Origin of the sequence: Pseudomonas sp. S36, assembly GCF_016647875.1 — a bacterium.
In the GTDB taxonomy this organism is placed as follows: domain Bacteria; phylum Pseudomonadota; class Gammaproteobacteria; order Pseudomonadales; family Pseudomonadaceae; genus Aquipseudomonas; species Aquipseudomonas parafulva.
In genome coordinates this window covers 1-12,514 of sequence record NZ_JACVVG010000043.1, presented here as the reverse complement: position 1 = coordinate 12,514, position 12,514 = coordinate 1, and the positions used below count along the sequence as shown (strand labels likewise).

Here is a 12,514-nt window from a genome sequence, read left to right as displayed (position 1 = left end):
AAGTTAGTTTTGTCTCGGCTTTAGGTTGACCGGCGGTAAGGCGAGACCACCATATGGACCACTTAAATAATCTCGACTCATAGACGGATGATAGAACGGATCCAAGTTTCCGCTGTTACTCCATCTTCTTAAGAACGCGTCTTGCTCCCGCTGGGCCCGAGAGCGTTTTTCATTAGTGCTATCTTTGCCGCGACTGGCTGATTCAGCATGTATGAGTTTGGCTGAAGCGCACCATATCACCTTTCTGTCTGAGCTTCGAATTCGCAAGCAAAAATCAACATCATTAAACGCTACTGGGAACGCATTCTCATCCAGTTCGCCGACAGCTGTATAGACATCTTTTCTCACTAACAGGCACGCAGCGGTGACCGCACTCTGCTGACGAGTAAGCAAGTTTACAGCTAAATAGCCAGTGTCAATATCTGTAAGGTTATTACCTGCATGCGCTGCTAATCCATTGATTCCTACTACCACGCCGCCATGCTGTATCATTCGGTTCGGCCATTGAAGCTTGGCACCAACAGCGCCAACCCCTGGTGAATTCAACTGAGCGACCATTTCCTTTAACCATCCAGCCTCAATAACTTCTATATCATTGTTGACCAGACCAATCACTTCACCAGTAGCGACACTCGCTGCGCGGTTGTTGATCGTTGAGTAATTGAACGGGTAGGGGTGGTGAAGCACAGTTACCCCACGCTTTGTCAGCTCGTTTAGATAGGTCAGTGTTAGGGGGTCGCTGGACTGGTTATCAACAACAATAATTTCTAAATTCGGGTAGTCAGTACCGTTTAGCAGACCTTCGATGCAGGTGTGCAACAGCTTGTATTGGTCCCGCGTTGGCACGATGAGGCTTACCCGCGGTAGTTGCGCTGGTAGTGGCCAAAAGGCTCTGAGAAGTGCTGGGTATTCGGCGACTTGGCTTACTCTTGCCCCAGGGACCAACTGTTCGCACAACCATCCTACTGCGATTAAGCGCTGCTCAGACGGCTGCGCTTGCTCCGGGCTTTCTGGTGCAGATGCGGCTCGGTGGTACAGTACACGTGGGAGATGAGTAACAAGCGCTCTGGAGCGCTGGGTGGCCAAAGCGATGCCAGATATAAGGTCGTGCCAATTTATGGACGTATTGGCTCCACGGTCTGAAAGCAGCGACAACGCTTGTTTGATGATAATCGACCCGTAGATTGCACCAGGACTGAAAATATCAGCACCGATGAACAGGTCGATGTCCCACACCGGCTTTAGCCACGGGAAGCTGCGCTCACTCTGTGGGCCGTCGCGGTCGCAGTCTGCAAATGCCCATGCGCTGCCATCGTCTAACAGTGCACTCAAGTGCGGGAGAGCTAGCGGCGCAAGGCGATCCCCCGCCCATAATGGTAAGATGCGGTCGCATCCATCTTCAAGCAGTTGATCTAACGCGGCCAACAGATTGCTAGGGGCGGCAATGCCCACTGACTGCTCGCCTGCATGGCAATCACCCAGGCTGTTAAGGCTTCTTAGTTCCAGTCGAGCATCGCCATCGCTTAGTAGCAGCACCCCCAACTTGCCTTGTAGTTGCGGTACCGGCAGGGGATCCAGGCGTTGGAACACCTCGAACCATTGCGGGTAGTGATGCCAGCCTGCGCTTTTCGGAAGGCGCATGGCTTGGTCTTTGGCAACCTCAGTCAGCAGGGCCAGCGTTGCGGCGTCGTGTGCCGGACCTAATTTCTGGAGCAGCCCTTCAACGCCCTCCGGCCAGCAGCACAAGCGAATGGGGCTGCCTGCCAGTTGCTGGCCAAGATCATTCGCGATCTCCAATAAATGCACCTTGCCATCGGCCAATTCCCAAGGCAGATCGATGGCGAAGCCATGGTCGCTGGTGGCGCGGTACGCCAAGGCTTGATTGTGCTCATTACACACAGCTCGACCAACCACGTGATCGCCTTCCCGTAGCGTAATCTCCACATGTCGATCAGGTGCTTTCGGATCCCAGCACCAACCACCGACACGCAGGCCGCCTGTATGCCAGACCTGGGACGCAATCGAGGCGCTGTCTTCACTGGGAGCTACCGGGAGTGACAATTGCCCTTCCAATACGAATGACTGGTTGGCGATGTGTGCGGTAATCGACCGTGCGTCGTCAAGCCAGCGCTGACGCAATTGCACGGTAAAGCCATGGTACTGGTCGCCCACTGGTGCGTTGGGCTCATATTGGTCGGCGCGCGCTAGCGCAACGCTGGCCCCATCAATAAATACCTCGATGACGGGGCGGTTTTCCGGCTGCGTGTTGTCCATAGCCCAGCCGTGCAGTACATCCCCCTGAAGACCAAGAATGGCGCCGCTGAAGGCGGGCAGGGTGACGGGCTGAGGCGTTAGCGGTTGATCCAGAAGGTGTTCGGTCATCGGGCCAGGCTCGGGGTGAAAGGCAAAGAGGTAATGGCGGCGGCCCCTGTTTCGCTTGTCAGCAAGTTGGAGGGGGCGAAGAGCGGTATACCCAACTGGGCTGCCAAGCCAGGGGCCGCCCAGTCGCTGCCAGGGTTTTCAGCCAGGCTGAGCACAGCATCACATCCTGCGGCTTGGGCTCGCTCGGCCAAGGTGAAGCCATCCAGGTCGGGCAGCACATCAACGGCTCCGGTGGCTTGCAATTGTTTCAGCAGGGGGCCATCGCTTGGCGCAACCAAACGGATGGACAATTTCGTGCGTTTGATATGCCTTGCAACATCCAGCCAGCGTTGGGCAAGGGGGATGTCGCGCAGGCTGTCACCAATCACAAGCGACTGAGGCAGATGTGAAGGGGCACTGCTTGGTAATGAAGTGGCCTGGGTTGTCAGCTTGGCATCGGGCAGCACATTGCTGTAACTGGGCCGCAACGCTGACCACGGCAACTGAACGTTCGCAGCCTTGTGCGCAAAACGCTGCCAGTCATAACCGCCCTGTTGATCGAGCAGGCGGTCGTCGCTGCACTGGATGCTATACGGAATGGCCAGCATAGCCGGCAGGTCACATAAGCTCAGCGGGCAGCGGGCGAGGTTCTGGAATGCCATTGCCTGCATCGGTAGCTGGCGCAGGCACTCGACCAAACGATTGAAATCGTCTGGCAGTTCGAATTCCAAATTCAACGTCAGAGGGTGCAGCGGGGCAGTGAGCAATACATACCGACGGTGGCTGGTCTGGTGATAAGCAAGGCTGAAGTCGGCATCGGTACTGGAGCCATCGTGAACGTAGAGCGTTGTGTCCACCCCCGCCTGCCAACTTAACCTTTGGTCGCTCGCCGGCTTGCTTGCCAAGTGCTCAAGGCGGGCACGTTGTAGCGCCTGGCGGGCAGGTTTAATAGGGTCGCGCAGGCAAAATGCTTTATAGCGGCTGGATGCGTCGGGGTACCGTTTGCGCAATGTTGCGTTGTTCACCGCCACACGCATCACCTTCTCGGCACCAAACGAAATACCCCCCTGGTGGGCCACAAACACGTTAGGCGCCCCCATGTGGCGCCAGCCGTGGCTGCGAGCGCGCAGGCACCAGTCGGTTTCTTCACCGTAGCCCCGCGCCAGGTGTACTTCGTCCAGGTAGCCTACCTGGTCCAGTGCAGCCCGCTTGATGTACAGGCAAAAGCCGCAGCCTGTTTCGATTTCGATGGGTGGGCTGGCCACCTGCCGGGCGAGTTCATCGAGTTCGGCCTGGGCCTTGGCGCTGGGCATCTCATGGCAGATCTGGCTACGGGGGAAGCTCATCAGCTCGCCGTTATTGGTGAACGGCGTTACCGACGCGATGTGTTCGTCGCTATAAGCCACTTCACGTAACCGATCCAGCCAGGCGCCGTGCACGCGGGTATCAGCGTTGAGCCACACCACATCTTTGTTTGGGCTAAGTGCCATGGCGCGGTTCATGGTACGGATGAAACCGAGGTTTACCGCGTTATTGATCAACGTGATCTTGCCCTTGGCAGCAAGCACCTTGAGTGCCTTGGCCAGCGCAGGGACGGGTGTCTTGTCTTCGATGACTACCAGGCGATGCGGGGTGCGGTTCAGCTTGCGGGCGTCCAGCGCGCTGTTGATGCACTCCAGGGTTTCCTCAAGACCGTTGTAGACCGGAATCAGCACGTCCACTGGATTGTTTTCGCCGCCACCTACGCTGGCAGGTGGAACGAAGACCGGCATTGCGTAAACCGGGCTGCCAAGCAGAGGCGTACCGTTGGCAAACTGAAGGTGTACCGCAGGAGTGGGGTTCGGCACGCTCACCCGCAAACCGCCGTGGGTAGCCGGCAGCCCCGCAGCGCTAAGCAACGGATGGGCGGTACTGGCCGTTGCGTTGATGCGTGCACCGTTGGCTTCGATCACAAGTGCTGCAGGTGCTTGCAGGTTGTGCAGATCAACTGCCCACCCTTGAATTTCCTTCTGCTCAGGCAGATAGCGCACCACGCCGATGGTGCCCGGGGCATCACTTTGCGCAGCGAGCAGCCTGATTACCACTTCCAGCTCTTTGCCCGTATGGATATCGGGCAAGTGGGCCAGAATCATGCGCCGCAACTCAGCAGGTGTTTCTGATCGGCTACGGGCCTCCCAAAGGGTCAGCCGCAGCGCGAGATCGTTGGGTTGCAGTTTCCAGGCATTTGTAAGGTAGCGCGTGGCCATCTCACATTGGGCTTGTGCCAGAAGGCTGCGCCCCACCAGGGCGTGAACATCGGCCCGTTCGGGCAATGCCTTGGCGGCATTGGCAAAAAATAAAAAAGCCAGCTCGGGCGTCTGCGGCAAGGCCGCGATGCCTTTCCATACGAGTGCTTCGGCCCGGTACTCGGGAATCTGCAACGCACGTTCGAGTGCAGTTGCCGCCGCGTCGTGCTCGTTGGCCTGACGGTGGCGGTGGAAGATGTCCATGAGCGTCTCTCGCCCATGGTCGAGTTGTCTGGACATAAGCTTGGCTTGGCTACAGATAATAAAAAGAGGGGCGACCCGAAAGCCGCCCCCTTTCACATACCCCCGGCCTTGCGGCCGGGCGTACGCTTCGCTACGACAGGGCTAGTTACACCTGGCCGTGCAGCACAACGACGTTGTCGATGTGTGCAGCAGCTTCTGGCGAACCAACGATGCCCAGGGCAACGTCTGCTTGCGAAGCACCAGCTTCCAGCTGAGCAGCCCAGTGCGCTTTGCCAGCATCATCAGCAGTACGGTCCAGAGCGGACTGGTACAGCGAATCGATGAAGTCGGCGTTGGCTTTGGAGCCAGCCTCAGCGGAACCTACGATCGACTGAGCGATCTCGGCACGGCTTGCACCGTTGAACAGCTGAGATACCCAGTTCTGCAGGCCGGCTTCGTCGGCTTCGCGGCCCAGGGCAGCTTCGTACAGGCTTTCAACGAAGGTACCGTTCGACGCGTCAACTGCTTGAGCTTCGGCCGAAACCGAGATGGCAGCAGCTACGTCAGCCAGGGTGCCGCCGTTGGCCAGCAGGGAAGTCCAGACGCTTGCACCGGTGTCACCATCGGTACCACGGCCCAGCAGGGCTTGGTACAGGTCGTTAACGTCGGCAGCGTTGTTCACGCCAGCGAACTCGGAGGAGTTCAGGAAGGCGTTGGCAACGTCGGTCAGCGAACCACCGTTGTTCACGAAGCCAGTGAAGAACTTGGCGCCGCTCACGTCAGCGTCACGGTCCAGGATGCCTTGGTACAGGCGCAGGGCAGCAGCTTCTGCGTCGTTGTGGGCCAGAGCTACCGACTCTTTGTTGCCATCGGCATCAACGAAGCTCAGGAACTCAGCGTCTTTGATGGCGGCAGTTTGGTTGCCGGTCAGGTTGACGTTGAAGTTGTTGCCAACAGTCAGGGTGTAGTCGTCACGAGTGCCGTCCAGCTGCACAACGTCGTAGCCTGCACCAGCGTTGACGATGTCAGCGTGGTTGCTGCCGCTCAGGATGATGGTGTCATCGCCCGAACCGGTGGTTACGTTGTTGTTGCCGTTGCCAGCGATAACAGTGTTGTTACCGTTGCCAGTCACGATGGTGTCGTTGCCGTCGCCAGCGTCGATCAGGGTGTTCTGGTCACCTTTAACGGTGATCACGTCGTCGCCGTTACCGGTAGCAACTACCAGCTCGATGCCAGAGGTGTCGACAGACTCAGGTGCAACGGCAGCAGCGAAGGTCTGCACGTCGGCAGCGGCGGCTGCTTGACCTTGCAGGTCAACAACCAGGTTGGCATCGCTCTGCAGCACGTAAGCGCTGACGCCAGCAGCTTCTGCGCCGGTCAGGTCAACAACCACTTGGTCACCTTTGGCGCCTTCGACTTCGCCCAGGACGATGTCGGCAGTGCCGGTGGTTGGCAGTTGAACGTTGGTACCGGTGATGCCGGCGATGCCGACAGTGTCAACGGTGTCCAGGTTCAGCAGGCTGTTGATGGCCGCCAGGGTCACGTTGGAAAGGTTGGCGCTGTCTGCGCTCAGGGTAGCTTGCAGATCGCTGCTCGATTGAGGGCTATCGTATTGCATGATGTCTTCCTGTTACTTCAAGCCGTTTGGCCTGCTGCAATAGTATTCTGCTGTGACGCAGAGTTTTCCCACGGAGACTTAAGGCGGGCAGCGTTCATCTTCGTTACGGGGGTTACGGCGAGGTGCAACGCCACCAGCGGCTCATTGCCGGTGGGGCCGTGCATCATCTGATTGGTGACCAGGCGCTGAGGTTCCGCATTTCCGAATGCGAGCAGGCCGGTTAATTCGTAATGTTTGCGCAGGGGGCCTACCAGGCTGAAACCTACGCATATCAGGGGCAGGCCCTGGCCACGGGCACCAACGGTGGTGCCCGTGGATACATTGCGGCTGGGGCCAGAGCCGGCCACCATGCAGGTATAAAGCAGATCGACCCCGGCCGGTTTGTTCGGCAGGTCGATTGCAAAACATTCAATGAACTCGCTGCTGTTGGGAACGCCCACGTAGCCGTGCTTAGACGCTACTTCGCCCGACTGCTGCAAGTGTGCAGTAATGGTGACGGGCAGCGGGGTGGCGTCGGTGGGCAGCGCTTGAGCGGGTTCAGTGGCAACCACGGCGAACGTACGCATGATGGCTGGTGAGGTATCGATGCGATCGATGCGCAGGTCAACCGGGTCAATCACATCGTCGAACATGTGGTATTCAGTGATCAGCACGGTAGTAACGCCGGCCTTTACACGCGCAACGATGGTGTCGCCCAGCTTGGTCAGCATGTTCTTGCTGACGCCCTCGGCGGGGAAGAAATCGATAGAGCCTTTACCCAGTGGCGCTTGCTGCAGGGCGATACAAACGGGCTTGTCTGCAGGGGGCTGCGAGGCGTACCTGAAGATATACATGCCCGGCTCGAGCAGTGTGACCCGAGAGCTGATTTTCAAGCCATCAAGGGTGTGCGAAGGCATAGACATGGCGTTGTTAAGCTCCTTTTAAGCAGTGACACTGGTAGCTAACGTGCTCAGACCCGTGCATACACTAACTGGCCATTGAAGGCTCCCTGCGAGTGGCGAAGATGCCGCCCGGGGGAGGGGATGTCAACCAAGAAATCTAAAAAAAATTTCATATCTGTGTGGAACTTAGCTATAAGCCACGCGATCGGTGCGGTGCTTTCGGCCCTATCTGCGCGTTCAGGTTGGAGAGTGTGCCTGCCAAAAAAGTTCTGCCCTATCAGGTGATTATCTAGAGGGTCAGGATTTTATCCGAGCAGTGCGGCTTTTTTGGCGTCACTTTTCTGCGGTTCGGCCCCGCTGTGCCGTTTGTCTGATGGTCAGTCAGAACCGGCTAACCTGAAAGCGTTAATCCGCGCCTTCGCAATTTTTCATGAAAAAGGTGCTGCTCGTCGCTGAACGAACTGGCACTAGGAACAATCTGACACGCTGCCCTCTTGGCTGGGTGTTACACTGCCGGCCGCTTTCGCCATTCTCAGTACGGACGCCATGAGTTATCAATCCGAAAACAATCTGCAAGCCGCCCTCAGAGCCTGCAAGAGCAGCTTCCTTTCGGTAGGCTTCTTCAGCTTCTTCGTCAACGCGCTGATGCTGGTGCCCACCTTCTTCATGATTCAGGTATCCGGCCGCGTCGTGCCCTCCAGCAGTACATCTACCCTCCTTATGCTCACCCTCATTATGACCGTATTGGTGATAACCATGGGGGCGTTGGAGTGGGTGAGGTCGCGCATCATGGTGCGCATCAGTAACCGCCTGGATGTTCTGTTGAGTCGTGATGTTTACAGGGCTAGCTTCAAGCGCGCTCTCAATAGCGGAGGTTCCGATGCCACCGCCCAGCCCCTGAATGACCTCACCTCGTTGCGTCAATTCTTCACCGGTCCAGGACTTTTTGCTTTCTTCGACGCTCCTTGGTTCCCTATCTACACCATCGTCATGTTCTTGTTTCACCCCTGGTTCGGCTGGATGACCCTAGCGTGTGGAGCGGTGCTGACCGTGCTGGCTGTGGTCAACCATCGAGTTACCGGCAGCGCTCTCTCAAGCGCTAACAAGCACAACGTTGCCTCTAATCTGGTCACAACTCGAACCCTGCGCAACTCCGAAGTAATCGAGTCTATGGGCATGCTTGAGACTCTCATGCAGAGGTGGGCTAAGCGTCAGCGAACCATCATGAAGCTTCAATCAGAGGCAAGCGACAAAGGTGGTGTAGTCACATCGATATCTAAGACTTTCCGCATCTGGTCACAATCCATCATGCTCACCATTGGTGCTTATCTGGTTGTGACTCATCAGATTAACCCCGGTTTGCTAATGGCTGGTTCCCTGTTACTCGGTAGGGCTTTGGCTCCCATCGATCAGATGATCAGCAGCTGGAAGGGCTTTGTAGCGGCTAAAGTTCAGTATGATCGCTTAAGCAAGATGATGGATGATCTGGGCGCTGAGCCTGAGCGCATGCCCCTACCCTCACCAGAGGGCTACATCCAAGTCGAAAATCTAATTGTGGCTCCGCCTGGGGCAAAAGCGCCGGTGATTCGCAGCATCAGCTTCGCAGCTCCGGCCGGATGTATTGTTGGCATTGTTGGCCCAAGTGCCGCTGGCAAGTCTACGCTGGTCCGCGCACTCATGGGCATCTGGCCACCGCAGCACGGGGTGGTGCGTCTTGACGGTGCTGATATCGCTAGCTGGGATAAGCAGGCGCTTGGTCCTCATGTTGGGTATCTGCCTCAGGACATTGAACTGTTCGAAGGCAGTATCAGTGAAAACATCGCACGCTTCGACAAGGTGGACCCCGACAAGGTCGTAAACGCGGCGCAGATGGCTGGCGTGCACGAGATGATCCTCATGTTGCCTGAAGGCTACGACACCGTTATTGGTAGCGAAGGCGTAAACCTCTCTGGTGGGCAGCGTCAGCGCATCGGCTTGGCACGTGCCATTTATGGTAACCCGCGCCTGATCGTACTCGATGAGCCCAACTCCAACCTCGACGATGTGGGGGAGCGTGCCCTTGGCGTTGCCCTGCAAAAGTTGAAAGAAACCGGCGCTACGGTGTTCATCGTCTCCCACCGTCCAAACATCCTCACGCGTCTGGATCGCATTCTGGTAATGGCAGGCGGTACTATCTCGCTGTATGGCGAACGTGATCGCGTCATTGCCGAGCTGGCCGCCCAGCAGGCCAAGGCCCAGCAACGCGTGGCCCCGCCGGCAGGGCCGCAGCCGCCCGCAGCACCTTCGGCTGCGCCCAATTCCGCCCCACCTGCGGCACCGGCGCCTGCGCCAGCCCCTTCGACCAGCACTGGCGCGTGAAAGGATTTCTAGATGAGCAGTAAAGCGATTACCGCGTTCGACCACAATTTCGATGACATGCCCACCTCTGATCGGGGCATCCGCCGTATTGGCCTGACTATCGTGTTTGTCACGTTCGGCATTTTCGGCAGCTGGGCCGCCTTTGCGCCGTTGAGCAATGCCGTGCATGGTTCAGGTACAGTCACCGTACAGAACTACCGCAAGACCGTGCAGCATCTGGAAGGCGGCATCGTAAAAGAACTGCTTGCCCGCGATGGTGACTTGGTCAAGAAAGGCGACCCACTGATTGTGCTGGACGAGTCTCAGCTGAGTGCCGAATACGAGTCCACCCGTAACCAGTTGATCGTGGCGCGGTATAAAGAAGCGCGGCTGCGCGCCGAACGTGATGGGCTGGATTCCATCCCGCCGGTCACTATGGAAGGTACTGACTCTGACCGTGCCCAGGAAGCGATGGCGGGTGAGCAGCAGGTATTCATGGCGCGTCGCAATTCCCTGCAGGGTGAGATCTCGGTTAACCGCGAGCGCATTCAGCAGATGAAACAGCAAATTGCTGGCCTGAACGACACCATCGGTACCAAGAGCGGGCTGGAGAAGTCGTATACCGGTGAAATCAAGCAGCTCAAGGAGCTGCTGGCCGAAGGCTTCGTGGATAACCAGCGCATGCTTGAGCAGGAGCGCAAGCTGGACATGCTCAAGACTGAAGTGGCTGATCATCGGTCAAGCATCACTCAGACCAAACTGCAGATTGGCGAAACCGAGCTGCAGATTGTGCAATTGAAGAAGAAGTTTGATTCTGACGTGGCCAAGGAACTGTCGGATGTTCAGGCTCAGGTCTTCGACCTGCAGGAGAAAGAGGCTGCCTTGCGTGACCGCCTGTCTCGTGTGGTGATTCGTGCACCAGAAAGCGGGATGGTGCTTGATATGAAGGTGCACACCATTGGCGGCGTTATCAGTGCGGCTACGCCGATTCTGGATATTGTGCCGGCGCAATCTGAGCTCGTAGTTGAAGCGAAAGTCGCCACTCGTGACATTGATCGCCTTGAACTTGGTAAGACAGCTGATATCCGTTTTTCTGCATTCAACCAGGCGACGACCCCAGTTATCGAAGGCAGGCTTGTCCGCATTTCCGCAGATAGCTTGACTGAAGAGCGGACAGGTGATGCTTACTATTTAGTGCGTGTACAGGTGACTCAAGATGGCATGAAGAAGCTCGGCGACCGAAAGCTCCATCCTGGTATGCCTGCCGAAGTGCTTATCAACGCCGGTGATCGCACCATGCTGCAATATCTACTTAAACCCGTACGCAACATGTTCGCTGAATCGCTGATCGAGGAATGACTGTGCTGCGTTTGCTATCTGGAATGCTGATGTGCATGGTCGCCTGGCAAGCTGTGGCCGCCGAAGGGAAGGGAACGGCCGGTGAGCAGCCGAAGGCAGTTTCGGCCTCGACTTATGCGCTGGACTTGGCGGGCCTGTATCGCGAGGCCCGCCTGGAAGACCCGAGGGTGCTCGCAGCCTACGCCCGCGCGCGCACCGCTACCGCTCAGCAGCGCGAAGCCCTCGGTCAGTTGCTGCCGCAGGTGTCGGCCAATGCGAACACAAGTCGCGTGCTGCGCAAGAATGAGATCGATCGTGATATCTATAACAACGAAAGCTACTCCCTGAGCCTTACCCAGTATCTGTACAACAAGCCGGCCTGGGAGCGTTACCAAAAGTCCAAAAGCGTCAACGAGCAAAAAGGCCAGCAAGCCGAAGACACGCTGGCTGAAGCGACGGTAGACCTCGCCAAGCGCTATTTCGTAGCCCTGGCGGCCGACGACGAGCTGGCTCTGGTACAAGCCGAACGCCGCGCTACCCAGAAAAACCTGGACCGTGTCAGCAGCATGTTCGACCGGCAGATGGCCAAGATCACCGACAAGCTGGACATGCAGGCGCGTGTGGATTTCCTGGCAGCCCAGGAAGTAGAGGCGCGTAACCAGGTGCAGGTGAGCCGTGAGGCACTGGCCGAGATCGTTGGCCGGCCGATCACCGAGCCGCTAAGCCGCGTGCGTAACGATGTGGCGTTGCAGGCGCCCACGCGCCCACTGCAACAGTGGATCACTCAGGCGGTTGAAGCCAACCCGTCGCTAAAGGCCTCCAAAAGCGGGGCCGAAGCTGCCATGGCAGCCGTACGTGAAGGTAAAGGCGAACACTACCCGCAGCTGACGCTGAGCCTTAGCGCCCAGCAGAGCGACCAAGGCTACGACAACACCCAGGCGCCACGCAGCGACAGCTACGTGGCCACGCTGGGTGTGAAAGTCCCGATCTATAGCGGTGGTTCCACTTCTGCCCGGGTGCGCGGCCTCTACGATGAGCAGTTGGCTGCGGAAGAGCAGCTTGAAGGTGTGCGCCGTCAGGTGGTGAAAGAAACCACCACTGCCTACCTCACCGCCCAGGCGGCTGTAGAGAAAATCCGCGCCAACCGCAATGCGCTGTCTTCTGCCCAACAATCCAGCGTCGCGGCGCAAAAGGCCTTCAGCTATGGCGTTGTGAACGCGGTGGATGTGTTGACCAGCGTGCAGAACGAATTCAAGGCGCGGCGTGATCTGCTTAAAACCCAGTATGACTTCATCACCAACCTGTTCCTTCTGAACCGCTGGGCGGGGGAGTTGAATCAGGAAAGTGTGGATAACGTGAATGTGTGGCTGAGCCCGGTGCCGGAAACCAGCTTGCCTGGGGGCGATGTGGCTCGGTTGGATGCGCGCGCCAAGGGGTAAGCGCACACATGGCGCAGGCCCAATTGGCCCGAAACAAACGTAGGAGCGAGCGCAGCTCGCGATGCGCCGCGC

Annotated in this window: 7 protein-coding genes; 3 read left to right on the top strand and 4 right to left on the bottom strand. The window is 57.7% G+C overall.

Annotation, left to right across the window (positions count from 1 at the left end):
• Positions 1-3 precede the first annotated feature (3 nt).
• From IAE36_RS19480 to IAE36_RS19465, 4 genes are all read right to left on the bottom strand, one after another.
• Positions 4-2,382: a glycosyltransferase family 2 protein gene (locus IAE36_RS19480; protein ID WP_201214082.1), complete on the bottom strand. Its 2,379-nt coding sequence runs from the start codon at positions 2,380-2,382 to the stop codon at positions 4-6.
• Positions 2,379-4,850, bottom strand: coding sequence for a glycosyltransferase family 2 protein (locus IAE36_RS19475; RefSeq protein ID WP_201214113.1), 2,472 nt, complete (start codon positions 4,848-4,850; stop codon positions 2,379-2,381). The genes IAE36_RS19480 and IAE36_RS19475 overlap by 4 nt, the downstream gene beginning before the upstream one ends.
• Before the next feature lie 145 nt (positions 4,851-4,995).
• Complete coding sequence (locus IAE36_RS19470; protein ID WP_201214080.1) at positions 4,996-6,447, bottom strand: DUF4214 domain-containing protein; 1,452 nt, start codon at positions 6,445-6,447, stop codon at positions 4,996-4,998.
• A 17-nt stretch (positions 6,448-6,464) separates the two neighbouring features.
• Positions 6,465-7,343 carry a hypothetical protein gene (locus tag IAE36_RS19465; RefSeq protein ID WP_201214112.1) on the bottom strand — a complete coding sequence of 293 codons (879 nt, stop codon included), beginning with the start codon at positions 7,341-7,343 and terminating at the stop codon, positions 6,465-6,467.
• Positions 7,344-7,874: 531 nt separating this feature from the next.
• Between IAE36_RS19465 and IAE36_RS19460 the strand changes: the two genes are divergently transcribed.
• From IAE36_RS19460 to IAE36_RS19450, 3 genes are read left to right on the top strand one after another with little or no spacing between them, the layout of a single operon-like run.
• A complete protein-coding gene (locus IAE36_RS19460; protein WP_201214078.1) occupies positions 7,875-9,686 on the top strand; it encodes a type I secretion system permease/ATPase in 1,812 nt (603 codons plus the stop codon).
• Positions 9,687-9,698: 12 nt separating this feature from the next.
• Positions 9,699-11,024 carry an HlyD family type I secretion periplasmic adaptor subunit gene (locus tag IAE36_RS19455; RefSeq protein WP_201214076.1) on the top strand — a complete coding sequence of 442 codons (1,326 nt, stop codon included), beginning with the start codon at positions 9,699-9,701 and terminating at the stop codon, positions 11,022-11,024.
• Positions 11,021-12,442, top strand: a complete 1,422-nt coding sequence (locus IAE36_RS19450; RefSeq protein WP_442967472.1) for a TolC family outer membrane protein — start codon at positions 11,021-11,023, stop codon at positions 12,440-12,442. The genes IAE36_RS19455 and IAE36_RS19450 overlap by 4 nt, the downstream gene beginning before the upstream one ends.
• Positions 12,443-12,514 lie beyond the last annotated feature (72 nt).